Raw genomic sequence first — 16,119 nt, 5'->3', positions numbered from 1 at the left:
CCAGAGCCTGGCTCGCCACGCGACCAAGCGGGCGCTTCGAGCTCACCTTCACCCCCAAGCACGGATCATGGCTCAATCTCATAGAGGGGTTCTTCTCCAAGTTCGCCCGCTCGGTCCTGCGCCATATCCGAGTGGCCTCAAAACACGAACTCAAGGAGCGCATCATGGCTGGTATCGGCGACGTCAATCGCCATCCGGTTATCCACACATGGTCCTACAAACTCGCCGAGGCCGCCTGATATGATTCAAACCAAGAAAACGCTGACCTAGTTCGCGTTCTTAGCGCCGACAACGCCCCGATCGATGGCACACTCGGACGAGCCTTCGGTAGGCTGCCGGTCGGACCGCACAATTAGGCATTCCGCGTTCGATCAAAAAGCCGGCCTCAGACGAGGTCGCTCAGCTAAGGAGAAGACGAATGACGTTCGACTCCGTCGGATCGCAGCATTCGAGAACCGGCCTTGGCTTCGGTAGGCCGAGCGCATGATCGCTTCCGATCGCTCCGCTCCCGCCGAGATGGTCGATCGCATCCGCTCCATTGCAGTCGAAGGACTTTCCCACCCGGACGCCGGCAGCCTCCTGCACGCCTACATCGCCTGTCTCTCCGTCTCCGAACTCTGTCTGGCGATCACTTCAACGTTCGACGCGCCCTTGAAGCTTCGCTTGGCGCTGAGACGCCGCCTGTTGCGTCTGCTCCGGAATGACGAACTTCAGGAAAAAGACCGCCAGCGCGTGCACGATCTGATCGAGCGTAGCCGCACGACCGCCCTGGACAAACCGGCCTCGCGGCGCGTCGTCGAAGCGCTTCTCTCGGCGACCTTCGAATTTCTCCCCCGGCAGCAACAGCAGTCGATCATCGAGAATTGGATGGACCGCGGTACGCGGGGCGCAGCCGCGCGATGGCTGAAGGCGGTTGCACAGGTACCCGCGCTGTTCGACGAGACGGCGGTCATGGCCTACTTCCGGTCTTCTCACGACGAGCGCGCGGCTAGAAGAGTGGCCGGCCAGGCCAGCCCCGCCTTCCTCGCTGAAGTCCTCGCGGAACTCGCTGATCGCTGCGAGGAAGGCTGGATCGTCAGTCGGGCGGCGATGCGTGCGCAGGCCATCGACGAGGCGGTCTGGCCGATCATCCGCTCNAAGCACCCTGCGACTTATCTCTACCTCTGTGCGCGGCGCGGCCGTAACATCTCCGAAGCAGAGGCCCTGGAGCTCGTCATGATCTGCCCGAACTCCATCATGAACGCGACAAGAGGACTGGCGATCTGGGCCGTGGGTCAGATGGGAATGATCCGCGTGCTCGACGAGATCGTCGCGCGGGGCACGGAACTTCATCGACGCGATCTCGAGGAATTCGAACGCTTCCAGGGTTGACTGAAAACCGGGAACAAAGGCGCGTATGCGAGAACCACTGCAAGCATCACTCCAGGAAAGCCAGCAAATGAGCGGAACGCTTATAGAGGCCGACACCGCAATCGCCGACATCGATAGGCCATCCCTGAAAGAACAGCTTTGGCAAAAAATGCAGGCGGACTTGGCCAAGTTCGTACCCGACGTCGTCGAACGCAACCGCCTCATGTGCTGCGCCTGCGGACGCTTTTTGCCGCCCGAGCACTTTGACGTCGATCACATGATCTCACAGCGAGCCATCAAGCGCGATCCCATCGAGGTGCGCGAGAATCCAGCTACTCCCGCCAACGTTCGGGCGGGGACTATACTTCTCTGTACCAAGCCTCTCCACTACCGGGGCGCACGCTTCTACAGCAACGGCTGCAATAGCTGGAAAGGCAAGAATTTCGATGGGCCGATGACCCAGATATTCACTGGGAGAGTAGGTCAACATCGAAACAAGCACGGCCAGAATGCCTTGATCATAGGCGGCTTAGCACTCGCGTATCTCGCGATGGTCGCGAAATTCGGCTACGTCGTCACGCTAATGCAGAGCGGCCTGGTGCTCCGGGAACAATTCTTCAATCCTTCAAGGTTCAGAAATGGATTGGGGACCAAGTTCAAGGCGATCTTCTTCGGACAACCGCATACGGACCCGGATGATCCGATTTGGGCAAATCCCTTTAGATTTGAGTTCGATGAGCAGTCCTGCCTGGTAACCGTGCGGAATTTTGTCATCTACCTTCCGCTGTCACGGGACCCCCGAGTCCCGATCGCCCGTCACCTTAAGCTGGTCCCGCGGCGGCACGCGTTCAGGCCCAACTTCGATATTTGGTTCACGTAGCGACGTTAGCCGGCGCGCGCGAAGAAGATGGGGCCGATGTGGGCCGTCCGCGAGCCGCGGATGGTCCCGGCAGCGACGTAAGGTGCATGCGGAAGCGCCAAGCAGCAATAAATGCATGCACCTCAACCAAAGGACTTGAAATTCCTCGCGCCGTCCACGAGCCTGTGTTTTCCAGACCACAACCTTAAGGGGATGTAAGTGTCCATCGACTCTAAGCGCCTGAAGGTCAGCGCTATCGCTCTGGTGACCGGAAATTCGATCGTCGACGACCTTTGGGAGCAATACTTTCCGGAACTGAATGACTACGCAGAGGTCTGCCGCGATATCGTCATCAACGCACACGTACAAGCGATCTTGCGGAAAAGGCTCGCGATGCAGGAATTCGTCGCATTCATCGAAGATCAGACGGACAGCAGCCCCACGAAGATCAATACGTGGATCTCGAAACTGTGCAAACCCGATAGCGCCAGATCGCTGCCCGTGTTGCGGAAGGAGATCGACGAAGAGGATGCCCGTCTGCAATACCTGCAACCGACCTTGGCGACGAAGCAGAAGCTGATCGAGATGGGGAGCGACTACGCCAAGAAGATGCATAATCCGATTTCCAGCCTGCTCGACAAGGAAAAGGGATCTCGAGTCGAATTGGTTGACGATATCCAAATCCTCATGAACGCGGACGTTCACGATTATTGAGCGCGAAATCCGGTTACGAAAATTGATAACGTTTATTGGTTCCTTTTTCTGAATTGTAGCGTCGAGCGACCCCCGGTAGCTAAATCGAAGTCTCAACGAACCGGAGCGGCAACCTGCTCCAGGAGCTTCGAATGCCGAACAAGACTGGACGGGTTACCGCTTCCTCCTCCAAGACAGAACGAAAGGGTCACGCCAATGACAGCCTATTGCCGGTAAACGACGTCTCGCGCGCCAGCGAGGAAAAGAACACTTTGGCGACGATTTATGAATCGTCGCCGAAGCAGCCGAACGAGGCCGAACAGAAAATCGCCCTCTGGATCGGAAAAAAGGTTCTCGACGCTGCTGACGCGGCGAGGATTTACGCGATCGGAAAGTGGAAGCCGATCTTGCTCAGCCTTTTCGGCGCGACCGGCATCAGCACGGCGGTTTTCACGATGCCGCTGCACGAAGTTCGCGAGATGGACGGTTGGGTGCCCACGATCAAACCCGCTCGCGAGTGCAAGGCGCCGCTGACGACGACGTCGTCGTTCAAGGAGATCGACGCCTTTTTGGCCGATCCGCAAAACTACGGCGACCTGCAAAAGGACGTGTGGGAAATCTCCGTGAATTCCGGCGGCGACTTCACCGGCGTTCAATGGTTGCGCGAGCGCGGCAACGCGCCGATGCGGGTGACGGGCTATCTCGCGAAAGGCGACTGGATCGACGGTGCGATCCGCGGCATTAAGGGACACGGATCCTATCATCTCGAGGCGAGAAACAATGAAGAGACGTACCGGGGCACGCTGACCGCGTTGGACTGCGCCTTGCCCCAGGACATGGTCATCGTGTGCCCCTACGTCCTGGTCCCCAAGGGTACGCGCGAGTCCGAGTTGGGACTCGCCGGCCGGGTGTGCCGCCGCTACGTGAGCAGCACGGATAGCGCGTCCGCCACGCCGTAGTCACGACGGGTATTGGGAAGGGAAATTAGACGAAGCGCGGAAATACGACTCCCTTCCCGCCGCCCAGGGCCGCCATTTCCTCCGGGTCGTCCCGGAAGAAAACGTGCCTAAAGAAGTAGCTCTCGCCCTTCTCGCCTTTCCTGACCTCGATCGGTTTCGGCAGGCCGAATGCCCCCTTCAGGCTTGCGGGCTTTTCGGGCAACTCGATCAAACCGACGATGGCGTGAGGCCGGAATACGATCTCGGAAAACACCGTCCGGAGCTGCTGCATGATGGCGGTCCGGAGAGGCATCTTCTCCTCGTCCGTCGCACCTTCGAGCTTCGCCGCGAGCGCCCCGACGGTGCCGAGAGCCGTCTGCATCGTCGGCAGATGTGGCCTCGACCTTTCCGCCGCGACGGCTTCGTCGCGGCGTTTGCGCACCTGCGCGATCTCGTCGACGAGGCTTTCGGCTCGGCTCTCCCACTCGCCCGCCATCGGCTTTCCGGCATAGCGCAGCGCGGTATCCATGGCAGCGTTCTTCATCGCGGTAAGTTCGGCGATCCGGAGGTCGTATTCCCTGGGGGAGGGCCCGACGCGCTTCGCCGACGGCTCGAACACGGCCGCGATGCGTGCCGGGTCGATCTGCCCGAGGAGATAGTGTTCGACGTCCCTGGCGTTCCAAAGTCGCCTGTTTTCGCAGCCGGCGTCCCGAGCCGCCGCGGAGCAGCGGTAGTAGCGACCGCCCTTCGGGGGCGCTCCCTTGTTGACGAACATCATCCGCTGTCCGCAGGCGCACCGCGCCAGGCCGCGGATCAGGTTGGCGGCTTCCGCGTGCGGACGGCCGGCCGAATCCTTCCGGCGGATGTTCACCGCCGCGTTTGCCTTCACCCACAGCTCCTCGCTGACCACCGCCGGATAGTATCCCTTGATGGGATCTCCGTCCGGCACGCGGCGGCCGGTCTCGTCGCGCCGGTGCAACTGGAGCTCGCCGACGGTGGTGCGCGAGCGGAGGATCTTGTTCACGCTTGAGGGCTGCCAGCCGGACTGCGAGAGAAACGACAGCTTGCCGTCCCTGTTGAGCCCTTTGGCGATCGCGCGGCGCCCGAGTCCTTGAACAGTCTCGTCGAAGATGCGCCGCACGATGTCCGCGCGATCCTTGTTTTCGGTGAATACCCGCCCGCCGGTCGGGTCGCGGGTGGACTTGAGCCAGCCGGGGATGCGATCGCTGACCGCCAGTCGCTTCACGCGGGCCTTTTCGCGCTTTTGCGACCAGACGGCAGAAATTCGCACCGCCTTCGCCTTGGACTCCCCGTGCGCGCGGACCATGACCATCAGGCTGCCGAACAGGTTCATGCCCGTGGGATCGGCGTCGATGGAATCCGCCGTATAGGTCTGCCGGTCCATCAGCGTTACGATGCCGATGCCGAGTCCGATCACGCGCAGAAAGCGCTCGAGCGCCATTCTGGGCTTCTCGCGCGACACCCTGTCGAGGTTCTCGACCAGAAGAACCGAATCGGGAGGAAGCTGTCTCTCCTCGGCCGCCTTGAGGAATTCAGCAAAACCTCCCGTTCGGGCGTTCTTACCCCGATAGCCGGAGACGCCCAGGTCGCTCCATCGCTTAACGATCTGATAACCGTTATCTTTGGCCCATTCGTCGGCCTTCTCGCTCTGGCGTCTGAACGAGTCTCCTTTGGCCTGCTCGGGGGTCGAAAAGCGGATGTAGGAGAATGCTGGTTTCATATGATATACTTAGAGAGCAAGTTCTTAGAATAGTATTGCTCCAGTAATGTAGCCGGTCAGGCTCATGATCGGCGCGCCCGGCGCCGGAAAATCGATGCTGGCCGCGCGCCTGCCCTCGATCCTGCCGCCGCTGTCGCCGGGCGAGCTGCTCGAGGTCTCGATGATCGCGTCCGTCGCTGGCGAGATCGAGGGCGGCGCGCTGACGGCGCGGCGCCCGTTCCGCTCGCCGCATCATTCCGCCAGCATGGCCGCGCTCACCGGCGGCGGCGTGCGCGCCAAGCCCGGCGAGATCTCGCTGGCGCATCAGGGCGTGCTGTTCCTCGACGAGCTGCCGGAGTTCGATCCGCGCGTGCTGGATTCGCTGCGCCAGCCGCTGGAGAACGGCGAGGTCGCGGTGTCGCGTGCCAACCACCGCGTCACCTACCCTGCCCGCTTCATGCTGGTCGCGGCGATGAATCCCTGCCGCTGCGGCAATGCGTTCGAGCCCGGCTATGCCTGCAAGCGCGGCCGCATCGACCGCTGCACCGGCGATTACCAGGCGCGCATCTCCGGTCCCCTCATGGACCGCATCGATCTGCGCATCGAGGTGCCGGCGGTGACCGCCGCCGACCTGATCCTGCCGCCGCCGGCGGAGGGCTCGGCCGAGGTCGCCGCCCGCGTGGCGGCGGCGCGCGACATCCAGCTGGCGCGCTATGCGGATGCCGGCTTGCCCAATGTCCGCACCAATGCCGAGGCGCCCGCCTCCGTGCTCGAGGAGATCGCAAAGCCGGATGCGCAAGGCGCCAAGCTGCTGCGGGATGCCGCCGAGACCATGCGGCTGTCGGCGCGCGGCTATCACCGCGTGCTGCGGGTGGCGCGCACGCTGGCCGACCTCGACCACGCCGACAAGATCGGCCGGCTGCACCTCGCCGAAGCGCTGTCCTACCGCGCGCTCGCGGAGGATGTGCGCCAGATGGCGTAAGCGCCGCGCGCATCAACCCGGCGGTAACGAGTTTCCTTTACGCTCTGCAAACCATAAGGCCCAACGAGTTCCTCGGGCCTCGGCGAGTAGAGTGTCATGTTGCGTTTCAAAATCCTCGCGTCCGCTGTTCCCCTGTTGGCGGCTGCGGTGTTCGCCCGCGCCGAGATCGGATCGGTTTCGCATCCCTGCATCGCGCTGGGCGAGACATCGGTCGAGCTCACCTCCCTGTTCTGGACCGCCGGCGTGCATGTCGCCTTCACCGACGATCCCGCGCGCGCCACGGTGCGGGTCCAGATCACCGAGGATGCCGACGCTGCGGACTTCGCTGTCGTCGACGACGGCCTCGGCTCCGAGCCGGACTCCTGCCAGGCCAATCCGTCGACGCGCCTGGTCTCGATTGCCGCGCAACCGGTCGATGGCGGCCAGGTGATCTACCTCTCGAGCGAAGGACCGGCGGATTACCGCATCTATGTGCGCTCGAAGACCTTCTCGCCGCGCGAGGCTGCGGCGCTGATCGTCGGCGCCCGCGGTGGCCATGGCCGCTTCCAGGCGGCTTCGCTCTGAACCGTTAACACCTCGTCAACCCTGTTTGGAGGCAGCGCCAAAGCCTCAAGCTGTTCGCAAGGTCAGCGGGCCATCGTCGCACGCGGCGGCGGGGTTTCAGGCAAGGGTCGGTGGCGATGGGTCGGACGTTCCGGATCAAGGTGCGCATGCGCCGCTTCAGGCGGCAGCATCCCAGGATCGCCTTCGCGATCCGCTCCTTCTTGATCTTCTCGGCGACCTTCGGCGGCGCCTATGGTTTCGTATCCGGCAGCCGCTCCGAGAATTCCGGCTACGATCCCCACACCTTTGCGATCGGCGCGAGCTTCCTGTTCGCGCTCGCCTGCCTCGGGCTTGCGACGCTGAGCATACGCCTGCGCTTCGTGGGCAAGCGGCTGCGGACGCTCGCCGCCCACAATGAGGCGTTGATCGACCGCAATTGGGAGCTGAAGGAAGCGGAGGAGCGCGCCCGCAGCCTGTTCGAGCAGCAGGGCGACCTCATCGTGCTGCGCGACACAGGGGGCCGCATCACCTTTGCCAACGAGGCCTATTGCGCGCTCGCAGGACAGGCGCGCGGCGCGCTGGTCGGCACGCGTTTCGATTTCGACGTGCTGGAGCAGGGCGACAGCGCCCGCGAGAGCAACGGCACGCGCATCCACGACCAGAAGATCGCAACCCCGCTCGGCGCGCGCTGGATCGCCTGGCGCGAGGGCTATGTCCGCGTCGATGCCGGGCAACCGGCCGAATTGCAGAGCGTGGGCCGCGACGTCACCGACCGAACCGAGACCGAACGCGCATTGTCCGACGCGCGCGACCAGGCCGATGCCGCCAACCGCGCCAAATCGCGCTTCCTGGCGATGGCCTCGCACGAGATCCGCACCCCCCTGAACGGCATCATCGGCATGGGCGGCCTGTTGCTCGACACCACGCCGACGCCGGAGCAGGCGACCTATGCCAGGGCGGTGAAAACTTCCGGCGAAGCCTTGATGGCGCTGATCGAGGAACTGCTCGACTATTCCAAGATCGAAGCCGGCAAGCTCGACCTCGATCAGCGCCCCTTCGCGCTCTCGACCCTGGTCGAGGAGATCACCGAGCTGCTCGCGCCGCGCGCGCAGGCGAAGTCGCTCGAGATCGCCGCCTATGTCGACGAGCGCCTGCCGCTGGAGGTGGTCGGCGATGCCGCGCGGCTGCGCCAGGTGCTGCTCAACCTCGCCGGCAACGCCATCAAGTTCACGGGAAGCGGCGGCGTTGCGCTGATCGTCGAGCCCGGCATCTGGCCGAACGAGATCAGCTTCCTGGTTCGCGATACCGGCATCGGCATCGCAGCCGAAGCTCAGCAGCGCATCTTTCGCGAGTTCGAGCAGGCCGACGAGCGCGTCGCCCGCACCTATGGCGGCACCGGGCTTGGGCTGGCCATCAGCGAGCGCATCGTCAAGCGCATGGGCGGCCGGATCACGCTCACGAGCGAGCCGGGCAAGGGCTCGACCTTCGAGGTCGCGGTGCCGCTTCCGCCGTCGCAAGCCGGCGCCGGACAAACCGCATTTCCGAGCCCCGACCTCACCGGCAAGTCGATGCTCCTCGTTGCCGACGGCATCGAGGCCTCGTTGATCGCCCGGCGTCTCGAGCGCTGGGGCGGCCAGACCTGCATGGTTGCGGACGCGGCGGTCGCCGAAGCACTGCTGCCGGAACGCTCCTGGCACGCGGTGCTGATCGATCGTGCGATCGGGCCTGCCATCGCCGACCATCTGGGTGACGCGGCCCGCGCGCATGCATTGCAGCGCCTCGTGCTGCTCACATCGAGCTCGCGCCACGAGAAGCTGTCGCCGGCCTTCACCGGCTTTCTGGTGAAGCCGCTGCGCGCGGCCTCGCTCGCCGCGCGTCTCGCCGTGACACCGGAGGTCGCCTCGCCCGATCTTGCGCCGGAGCCGCCGGCTGCATCCGGCACACCACAGGCGAAAGGCCTGTCGATCCTCGTCGCCGAAGACAACGAGATCAACGCGCTGTTAATGCGCTCGCTGCTGACCAAGCTCGGCCACCGCGTCGTCATCGCCGTCCACGGCGAAGCCGTGCTGGAATCCTGGCTCGCCGCCTCATCTGCCGGCACGCCCTACGATCTCGTGCTGATGGATATCCAGATGCCGCAGCTCGACGGCATCGAGGCGACGAAGCGCATCCGCGCGCAAGAGGCCGCCGCGGGCGGTCACCACACGCCGATCCTGGCGCTGACTGCCAACACGCTGGTGGAGGATCGCTATGCCTGCTTCGAGGCGGGCATGAACGGGTTCTTGATCAAGCCGCTCGATCGCGAGAAGCTGGAAGAGGCGCTTGCCGCGCTGGTCGCGTCCCGGCATCTGGCAGTCTCGCATCTCACGGGAACCTGATCTCGGCCATCAATCGAGAATTACCACACGGCTCCGGTCCGCCAGTTTTGCGGGGCGCATCAAGCCTGCGGATTGGATCGCCAAGGCTGGCAAGTGAGCCGCGCGCCGCCAACAACCGGCGCGAGCCGGCGGCTCCGCCCGGCGATGCGGGATGAGTTTTGGTTGATTCGATGCCTGCGCAGGGCGGCGTCAGCAATAAAACGCGGCGCGGAGAGCTTCTCCGCCGGCCCCGAAGTGCTCCTGAATATGGTTTCCGTCTTTGCCGCGCGCTTGCAATGCGGGCACACAAAGAGATGCGCGATGATCGGGGTCGGCTCGTCTGCGAGCAGTTCCGAGCGGAACCACTTCATCTCGACATGGCAGTCCGGGCAGATCGGTGCTTCCAGCTGCTCCGCAGCACTTCTGAGACGATCAACCATGGCCCCTCGCGTTTTCGAAGGCCATAACCGAATACCCCTCGTTGGTCTGCAACAAAAGACCCTCAGCGTGAAAATTCGCCTAAGGCCACGCTCACCGGCGCGATTACAGCCGCCTGAGCGCCACGCTCTCCACCACGTGATCCGGGCCCTTCTTGAGGATCAGCGTCGCGCGGGGGCGGGTCGGCAGGATGTTGTCCTCGAGATTGGCGAGGTTGGTGCGTTCCCAGATCGCAATCGCAGTGGCGGTGGCTTCCTCATCCGACAGCAGCGCGTAGCGGTTGAAGTAGGATTTGGGATCGGTGAATGCGGTGTCGCGCAGCGCCAGGAAGCGTTTGATGTACCATTGCCGCAGCGCTGCTTCTTCGGCGTCGATGTAGACCGAGAAATCGAAGAAGTCGGAGACCACAGGCACCGCCTTGCCGTCACGCGGCAGCTTGCCGGTTTGCAGCACGTTGACGCCCTCGACGATCAGGATGTCGGGCTGGTCGATCTCGGCCCACTGGTTCGGCACGATATCGTAGGTCAGATGCGAATAGACCGGCGCGCGCACGTTGCGGCGGCCGGCCTTGATGTCGGAGAGGAAGCTGAGCAGCAGCGGCAGATCGTAGCTCTCCGGAAAACCCTTCTTCTGCATCATGCCGTGCCGCTCGAGCACCGCGTTGGGATAGAGAAATCCGTCGGTGGTGATCAGTTCGACCTTCGGCCGCGGCGACCAGCGCGCCAGCAGGGCCTGAAGCACACGTGCCGTGGTGGATTTCCCGACCGCAACCGAGCCGGCGACGCCGATGATGTAGGGCACCTTGCGATCGCGGATGTTGAGGAACTGGCGCTCCGCGTAATACAGCCGCTGCGTCGCATCGACATAGATCGACAACAGGCGCGACAGCGGAAGATAAATGTCCTCGACCTCCTGCAGGTCGAGGCGATCGTGCAGCGAGCGCAGCCGGTCGAACTCGCCCGGCTCCAGCGTCATCGGCGTATCGTCGCGCAGGCGCGCCCACTGCTCGCGCGTATAGACGCGATACGGATTATACTGCTGCTCGGGTGCGCGGATATCCATGACGTCGTCTTCCCGTTGCGATCTATTCGCCCTTGCCTAGCCGCCCTTGCGCGACGCCTTCTCTTCCAGCCCTGACATGTTCGTCCGCTTGTCCAGCGCGGCTTCGACCTCCTCCAGCTTTACGCCGCGGGCCTTGAGCAAGACAAGGAAATGATAGAGCAGGTCGGCACTCTCGGCGATCAGATGCGCGCGATCGTTTTCGACTGCAGCGATTACGGTTTCGACTGCTTCCTCTCCGAACTTCTTGGCGCAATGCTCGGCGCCCTTGTCGAGAAGCTTGCGTGTATAGGAGGCTTCGCCGCCGGAAGCCGCGCGGGCGTCGATGGTCTCGGCCAGATCATGGATCGTGAAACGCGGCATCGGACTTACTCAGAAACACGCTTGGCAACATATTTGGCCACGGCGGCCATTCCCGTCCGCCAATGTAGCATTGTTGTGAACCGAAGTCGTCAGGCATCCAGGCGCATCGGCAGCCCACGCCGCGCCATGTGCTCCTTGGCTTCGCGAATGGTGAATTCCCCGAAATGGAAGATCGAGGCGGCCAGCACAGCCGTGGCGTGGCCGTCGCGGATACCCTCGACGAGATGGTCGAGATTGCCGACGCCGCCCGAGGCGATCACCGGAACGGGAACGCTGTCGGCGATCGCGCGGGTCAGCGGAATGTCGAAACCTTGCCTGGTGCCGTCGCGGTCCATCGACGTGAGCAGGATTTCACCGGCGCCGAGCGCGACCACTTCCTGGGCATATTCGATGGCATTGATACCGGTGGAGTTGCGGCCGCCATGGGTGAAGATCTCCCAGCGGTCGCCGCCCGGACGCTTCACCCGCTTGGCATCGATCGCAACCACTACGCACTGCTCGCCGAATTTTTCGGCGGCTTCCTTGACGAACTCCCGCCGCGCCACCGCGGCGCTGTTGATCGAGACCTTGTCGGCGCCGGCCCGCAGCAGCGTCTTGATGTCGTTGACCTCGCGCACGCCGCCACCGACGGTGACCGGCATGAAGCATGCTTCCGCCGTGCGCCGGACCACGTCCAGCATGATGCCGCGGTTCTCGTGGGTCGCGGTGATGTCGAGGAAGGTGAGCTCGTCGGCACCGGCGGCGTCATAGGCGATCGCGGCTTCGACGGGATCGCCGGCATCGCGCAGATCGACGAAGTTGACGCCCTTGACGACGCGGCCGTCCTTGACGTCGAGGCAGGGGATCACGCGCACCTTGAACATGGGTCAGCTCCTACGCGCGCGCGTTGCGGATCAGGGTGAGGGCGGCGACGGGATCGAGCCGGCCGTCGTAGAGCGCACGGCCCGCGATCGCGCCGGCGAGCTTTTTCGCGCGCGGCGCCAGCATCGCTCTGACGTCCTCGATCGAGGCGAGACCACCGGAGGCGATCACGGGGATCGAGATGGCGTCGGCCAGCGCGATGGTCGCGTCGAGGTTCAGTCCCTTGAGCAGGCCGTCGCGCGCGATGTCGGTGAAGATGATGGCGGCGACGCCGGCATCCTCGAAGCGCTTTGCGATCTCGAGCACCGTCACCTGCGAGGTCTCGGCCCAGCCTTCGACCGCGACCTTGCCGTCGCGGGCATCCAGCCCGACGGCCACGCGGCCGGGGAATTTCTTCGCAGCAGACTTCACCAGCTCGGGATCGCGCACCGCGGCGGTGCCGATGATGACGCGGGTGATGCCCTTGGCGAGCCAGGCTTCGACGGTCTTGAGATCGCGAATGCCGCCGCCGAGCTGCACCGGGATCGGAATCGTCTTCAGCATCGCCTCGACGGCGTCAGCGTTCACCGGCTTGCCGGCGAACGCACCGTCGAGATCGACGACGTGGAGATATTCAAAACCCTGCGCGGCAAAGCTCTGCGCCTGCGCGGCCGGATTGAGGTTGAACACCGTCGCACGTGCCATGTCGCCTTGCTCGAGACGCACGCACTGGCCGTTCTTGAGGTCGATCGCGGGAAAAAGAATCATGTCGCACCTGCTTCCGTCCCCACCACGAGAACGGGCCTGTCAGCCACGCACCCCGTCATTGCGAGCGCAGCGAAGCAATCCAGACTGCCGCCGCGGAAAGACGCTGGATTGCTTCGCTGCGCTCGCAATGACGAGGTGAGAGCCGTTAAAACCATCACGGTTTCCATCGCAAGAAGTTCGAGATCAGGGCCAGGCCAAAGCGCTGGCTCTTCTCGGGGTGAAACTGCGTGCCGATGGCGGTGTCCTTCCCGACGATCGCGGTGACGGGCCCGCCGTAGTCGGCGCGCGCGAGCACGTCCGCTTCGCTGGCGGGGTTGAGGTGATAGGAGTGCACGAAATAAGCGTGCTGGCCCTTGGGGCCGAGCGGCAGCTTGTTCAGCACCGGATGCTCCCTGAGCACCTCGAGCGTATTCCAGCCCATGTGCGGGATCTTCAGGCATTCATCGCGCGGCGTGATCTTCTCGACGTCGCCGCCGATCCAGTTCAGGCCTTCGGTGATGACGTGCTCCTTGCCGCGGCTCGCCATCAGCTGCATGCCGACGCAGATGCCGAAGAACGGCCGCGCCTTGACGCGCACCGCTTCGGTGATGGCCTCGACCATGCCGTTGACTGCGTCCAGCCCACGCCGGCAATCGGCAAAGGCGCCGACGCCCGGCAGCACCAGACGGTCAGCCTCGTACGCCTGGTCAGGATCGCTGGTGACGAAGACCTTTTGCGGGGTCTCCAGGCTGCGCGCGGCGCGCTCGAACGCCTTGGCCGCAGAATGCAGATTGCCGGAACCGTAATCGATGATGGCGACGCTCATCTTGACCCTCCCGGTTCTGGAAACAATCCAATGATGCCGCCGGCCGGAAGCGGCGGCGGGTTCGAGAACTGCTGACCCGGCACGCCCCGGGTCGGCGGCGGGCCGCCGCGATCGACGGCCCATTGATCATTGACGATGCCGTGCTGCTTCTGGCTCCAGCGCTCGAAGAAGCGACGCTCGGCGGTGTCATGGTCATCGGCGACGACGATGTCGAGCTGCCGCCACTTGCCGCGCGATAAGGTCCAGCGCCGCAGGCTGGAAGCCTCGAGGCCCGTCAGCAGCGCGACGACGATGTCGGCGAAGAAGATCGAGCTCCGGCCGAGACCCAGGCTGGAGAGGCCTGCATGGAATGCCGCCATGAAGACCAGCCAGCCGATCAGCACCAGCCACAGCCGATTCCACAGCAGCCAGATCGGGCCGAAGATCATCGCCCAGAAATGGAAGCCGTCGCGCACGAAGACGAATTTGTCAGTCGCACGCAGATCGGCTCCGCCAGGGAAGGGAGCATGAACTGTGTAGACAGGCATGGTGATACCCGTTCCTAGGAATTCAGTAACGCCGCCGGCGGCGTTCGCCGCGAGACGGAGATGTCAGCCGCCGAGTGAGCCCTTGGTGGACGGGATTTCGCCTGCCGCCTTCGGATCGATCGCGACGGCGGTGCGCAGCGCCCGCGCCAGACCCTTGAAGCAGGACTCGGCGATATGATGGCTGTTATCGCCATATAGGGTCTCGACGTGGAGAGTCACGCCGGCGTTCATGGCGAAGGCCTGGAACCACTCGCGCACCAGCTCGGTATCGAACTCGCCGATCTTGTCACGGGGGAAGTCGGCCTTGAACACCAGGAACGGGCGGCCCGAGATGTCGATGACCACGCGCGACAGCGTCTCGTCCATGGGCATGTGCACGCCGGCATAGCGAGTGATGCCCGCCATGTTGCCGAGCGCCTGCTTGACCGCCTGGCCGAGCGCAATGCCGGTGTCTTCGGTGGTATGGTGATAATCAATGTGCAGATCGCCCACCGCCTTGACCGTGAGATCGATGCGGGAATGACGGGCGAGAAGATCGAGCATATGGTCGAAAAAGCCGATGCCGGTCGTGATATTGGCCACGCCCGTGCCATCGAGGTTCACGGTGACCTCGATGTCGGTCTCCTTGGTCTTGCGCTTGATCGTCGCGGTGCGCATTGAAAGCTTTCGCATTTGGTTGGGCATGATCTTCTCGGAAAACCGGTGCCCACTTTTCCGGATCATGCCCGTTCAGGCCGAAAACGGCGGTCTTTTAACAGCCAAATGACGCCTTCGCTACTGCGGGAAGGGCTGGTCGGGGCTCTACTTCTGCCTATGGTGAGCGAAATTAGGCCCGGAGCGGCCCGTTGTGCGCCGGTTGTCTACCTGTTGTCCCCTTGGCCCCGACCGCCTAAATCAGGCCGGACAACGAGGGTCACTCATGCAGGATTCCCAGAACAGCTCGCCTCACTGGCACGGCACCACGATCTTGACCGTCCGCAAGGGCGGCAGGGTGGTGGTCGGCGGCGACGGCCAGGTCTCGATCGGCCAGACCGTCATCAAGGCCAACGCCAAGAAGGTCCGCAAGCTCGGCAAGGGCGACGTGATCGGCGGCTTCGCCGGCGCCACGGCCGACGCCTTCACGCTGTTTGAGCGGCTGGAATCCAAGCTCGAGCAATATCCGGGGCAGCTGACCCGGGCGGCCGTGGAGCTCGCCAAGGACTGGCGCACCGACCGATACTTGCGGCGGCTGGAGGCGATGATGATCGTGGCCGACAAGGACGTCTCGCTAGTCCTGACGGGCACGGGCGACGTGCTCGAGCCCGAAGCCGGCGTGATGGCGATCGGCTCCGGCGGCAATTACGCGCTGGCGGCGGCGCGGGCCCTGCTCGACACCGACAAGGACGCCGAGACCATCGTCCGCCGCTCCCTCGATATCGCCGCCGACATCTGCGTCTACACCAACCGGAATGTGACCATCGAGAGCCTGGCGAGCGGGTAGGGCTGTGGCTGGACGGCGGAGGTCCAGACTGGCTGCAACCTCTCCCGCTTGCGGGAGAGGTCGCACCGAAGGCGCGGGTGAGGGCTCTCTCCTCTTGGGGACTGTCCCGTCGCGGAAGCACCCTCTCCCCAACCCTCTCCCGCAAGCGAGAGCTTTGCTTAATGGGATGTGAGCGAGTGGTTCCCGATGTCGGGCTTTTTTTGCGCGGCGTCGGACGGCGCGCGGCGTGGAATGGGTGCGTTTTCCGCGGCCGACCGCTGGCGTCGGGCGGCGGCGGTCATGCCGCAGCTCCCGCAGGAGACAGCACCGCCCATCGTTTGAGATTCATGGCGAGGCAGATCAGGCGCAGATGCGTCTGGTTGCGCGCCAAGCCCAGATAGCGGGCGCGCGCCCAGCG

At 64.0% G+C, this 16,119-nt stretch carries 17 protein-coding genes and 1 pseudogene; 8 read left to right on the top strand and 10 right to left on the bottom strand.

The genetic code is table 11. The features are described 5' to 3' along the window. The 4 genes from YU9_RS0136535 to YU9_RS0136510 all read left to right on the top strand — a co-directional run. A partial coding sequence (locus YU9_RS0136535; RefSeq protein ID WP_027577153.1) for a transposase occupies positions 1-239 on the top strand: 239 nt, incomplete at its 5' end. 1,199 nt (positions 240-1,438) lie between these two features. Continuing rightward, positions 1,439-2,230 (top strand): hypothetical protein, encoded by a 792-nt coding sequence (locus tag YU9_RS0136525; RefSeq protein ID WP_027577151.1) that lies wholly within the window; start codon positions 1,439-1,441, stop codon positions 2,228-2,230. A 198-nt stretch (positions 2,231-2,428) separates the two neighbouring features. After that, positions 2,429-2,923, top strand: coding sequence for a hypothetical protein (locus YU9_RS0136515; protein WP_027577150.1), 495 nt, complete (start codon positions 2,429-2,431; stop codon positions 2,921-2,923). Between the two features lie 131 nt (positions 2,924-3,054). Beyond that, a complete protein-coding gene (locus YU9_RS0136510; RefSeq protein WP_156952334.1) occupies positions 3,055-3,861 on the top strand; it encodes a hypothetical protein in 807 nt (268 codons plus the stop codon). A 25-nt stretch (positions 3,862-3,886) separates the two neighbouring features. Here the strand turns inward: YU9_RS0136510 and YU9_RS44905 are convergent, their stop codons facing one another. Beyond that, the gene (locus tag YU9_RS44905; protein ID WP_051380645.1) at positions 3,887-5,581 is read right to left on the bottom strand and encodes a recombinase family protein; all 1,695 of its coding nucleotides are present in this window, start codon (positions 5,579-5,581) and stop codon (positions 3,887-3,889) included. 61 nt (positions 5,582-5,642) lie between these two features. Between YU9_RS44905 and YU9_RS43725 the strand changes: the two are divergent. From YU9_RS43725 to YU9_RS0136490, 3 genes and pseudogenes are all read left to right on the top strand, one after another. Continuing rightward, positions 5,643-6,542, top strand: a pseudogene (locus tag YU9_RS43725) (YifB family Mg chelatase-like AAA ATPase); the annotation flags it as partial. A gap of 96 nt (positions 6,543-6,638) precedes the next feature. Then, positions 6,639-7,106, top strand: a complete 468-nt coding sequence (locus YU9_RS0136495) for a hypothetical protein (RefSeq protein ID WP_027577148.1) — start codon at positions 6,639-6,641, stop codon at positions 7,104-7,106. Between the two features lie 116 nt (positions 7,107-7,222). Beyond that, complete coding sequence (locus YU9_RS0136490) at positions 7,223-9,463, top strand: PAS domain-containing hybrid sensor histidine kinase/response regulator (RefSeq protein WP_036019066.1); 2,241 nt, start codon at positions 7,223-7,225, stop codon at positions 9,461-9,463. 59 nt (positions 9,464-9,522) lie between these two features. Here the strand turns inward: YU9_RS0136490 and YU9_RS43720 are convergent, their stop codons facing one another. The 8 genes from YU9_RS43720 to hisB all read right to left on the bottom strand — a co-directional run bounded on the left by YU9_RS43720 (position 9,523) and on the right by hisB (position 14,899). Further along, the gene (locus YU9_RS43720; RefSeq protein WP_245266690.1) at positions 9,523-9,882 is read right to left on the bottom strand and encodes a hypothetical protein; all 360 of its coding nucleotides are present in this window, start codon (positions 9,880-9,882) and stop codon (positions 9,523-9,525) included. A 103-nt stretch (positions 9,883-9,985) separates the two neighbouring features. After that, a complete protein-coding gene (coaA, locus tag YU9_RS0136480) occupies positions 9,986-10,942 on the bottom strand; it encodes a type I pantothenate kinase (protein WP_027577146.1) in 957 nt (318 codons plus the stop codon). Between the two features lie 36 nt (positions 10,943-10,978). Then, on the bottom strand, positions 10,979-11,302 hold the full coding sequence (locus YU9_RS0136475) for a phosphoribosyl-ATP diphosphatase (RefSeq protein ID WP_027577145.1): 324 nt from the start codon (positions 11,300-11,302) through the stop codon (positions 10,979-10,981). An 89-nt stretch (positions 11,303-11,391) separates the two neighbouring features. Further along, complete coding sequence (hisF, locus tag YU9_RS0136470; protein ID WP_027577144.1) at positions 11,392-12,165, bottom strand: imidazole glycerol phosphate synthase subunit HisF; 774 nt, start codon at positions 12,163-12,165, stop codon at positions 11,392-11,394. A gap of 10 nt (positions 12,166-12,175) precedes the next feature. Then, positions 12,176-12,910 carry a 1-(5-phosphoribosyl)-5-[(5-phosphoribosylamino)methylideneamino]imidazole-4-carboxamide isomerase gene (hisA, locus tag YU9_RS0136465; protein ID WP_027577143.1) on the bottom strand — a complete coding sequence of 245 codons (735 nt, stop codon included), beginning with the start codon at positions 12,908-12,910 and terminating at the stop codon, positions 12,176-12,178. 154 nt (positions 12,911-13,064) lie between these two features. Further along, complete coding sequence (gene hisH / locus YU9_RS0136460) at positions 13,065-13,715, bottom strand: imidazole glycerol phosphate synthase subunit HisH (protein WP_027577142.1); 651 nt, start codon at positions 13,713-13,715, stop codon at positions 13,065-13,067. Further along, positions 13,712-14,242, bottom strand: a complete 531-nt coding sequence (locus YU9_RS0136455; protein WP_027577141.1) for a DUF2628 domain-containing protein — start codon at positions 14,240-14,242, stop codon at positions 13,712-13,714. The genes hisH and YU9_RS0136455 overlap by 4 nt, the downstream gene beginning before the upstream one ends. A gap of 63 nt (positions 14,243-14,305) precedes the next feature. Next, positions 14,306-14,899: an imidazoleglycerol-phosphate dehydratase HisB gene (hisB, locus tag YU9_RS0136450; protein ID WP_027577140.1), complete on the bottom strand. Its 594-nt coding sequence runs from the start codon at positions 14,897-14,899 to the stop codon at positions 14,306-14,308. A gap of 262 nt (positions 14,900-15,161) precedes the next feature. Between hisB and hslV the strand changes: the two genes are divergently transcribed. Beyond that, positions 15,162-15,722, top strand: coding sequence for an ATP-dependent protease subunit HslV (hslV, locus tag YU9_RS0136445; RefSeq protein ID WP_027577139.1), 561 nt, complete (start codon positions 15,162-15,164; stop codon positions 15,720-15,722). Positions 15,723-15,880: 158 nt separating this feature from the next. Here the strand turns inward: hslV and YU9_RS50880 are convergent, their stop codons facing one another. After that, entirely contained in the window at positions 15,881-16,003 is a 123-nt protein-coding gene (locus tag YU9_RS50880; RefSeq protein ID WP_256375916.1) for a hypothetical protein, read from the bottom strand. Between the last annotated feature and the right edge of the window lie 116 nt (positions 16,004-16,119).

It is taken from the genome of Bradyrhizobium sp. WSM1743, from assembly GCF_000473065.1.
Taxonomy (GTDB): domain Bacteria; phylum Pseudomonadota; class Alphaproteobacteria; order Rhizobiales; family Xanthobacteraceae; genus Bradyrhizobium.
The sequence above is the reverse complement of the archived record's forward strand: the minus strand, read 5'-3'. Positions and strand labels throughout refer to the sequence as shown.

Excerpts from the sequence above, each read along its gene's own strand:
- YU9_RS0136525 (WP_027577151.1), top strand. The coding sequence starts at position 1,439 with ATGAGCGGAACGCTTATAGAGGCCGACACCGCAATCGCCGACATCGAT.
- YU9_RS0136510 (WP_156952334.1), top strand. The coding sequence starts at position 3,055 with ATGCCGAACAAGACTGGACGGGTTACCGCTTCCTCCTCCAAGACAGAA.
- YU9_RS44905 (WP_051380645.1), bottom strand. The coding sequence starts at position 5,581 with ATGAAACCAGCATTCTCCTACATCCGCTTTTCGACCCCCGAGCAGGCC.
- YU9_RS0136495 (WP_027577148.1), top strand. The coding sequence starts at position 6,639 with ATGTTGCGTTTCAAAATCCTCGCGTCCGCTGTTCCCCTGTTGGCGGCT.
- YU9_RS0136490 (WP_036019066.1), top strand. The coding sequence starts at position 7,223 with ATGGGTCGGACGTTCCGGATCAAGGTGCGCATGCGCCGCTTCAGGCGG.
- YU9_RS43720 (WP_245266690.1), bottom strand. The coding sequence starts at position 9,882 with ATGGTTGATCGTCTCAGAAGTGCTGCGGAGCAGCTGGAAGCACCGATC.
- coaA (WP_027577146.1), bottom strand. The coding sequence starts at position 10,942 with ATGGATATCCGCGCACCCGAGCAGCAGTATAATCCGTATCGCGTCTAT.
- YU9_RS0136475 (WP_027577145.1), bottom strand. The coding sequence starts at position 11,302 with ATGCCGCGTTTCACGATCCATGATCTGGCCGAGACCATCGACGCCCGC.
- hisF (WP_027577144.1), bottom strand. The coding sequence starts at position 12,165 with ATGTTCAAGGTGCGCGTGATCCCCTGCCTCGACGTCAAGGACGGCCGC.
- hisA (WP_027577143.1), bottom strand. The coding sequence starts at position 12,910 with ATGATTCTTTTTCCCGCGATCGACCTCAAGAACGGCCAGTGCGTGCGT.
- hisH (WP_027577142.1), bottom strand. The coding sequence starts at position 13,715 with ATGAGCGTCGCCATCATCGATTACGGTTCCGGCAATCTGCATTCTGCG.
- YU9_RS0136455 (WP_027577141.1), bottom strand. The coding sequence starts at position 14,242 with ATGCCTGTCTACACAGTTCATGCTCCCTTCCCTGGCGGAGCCGATCTG.
- hisB (WP_027577140.1), bottom strand. The coding sequence starts at position 14,899 with ATGCGCACCGCGACGATCAAGCGCAAGACCAAGGAGACCGACATCGAG.
- hslV (WP_027577139.1), top strand. The coding sequence starts at position 15,162 with ATGCAGGATTCCCAGAACAGCTCGCCTCACTGGCACGGCACCACGATC.
- YU9_RS50880 (WP_256375916.1), bottom strand. The coding sequence starts at position 16,003 with ATGACCGCCGCCGCCCGACGCCAGCGGTCGGCCGCGGAAAACGCACCC.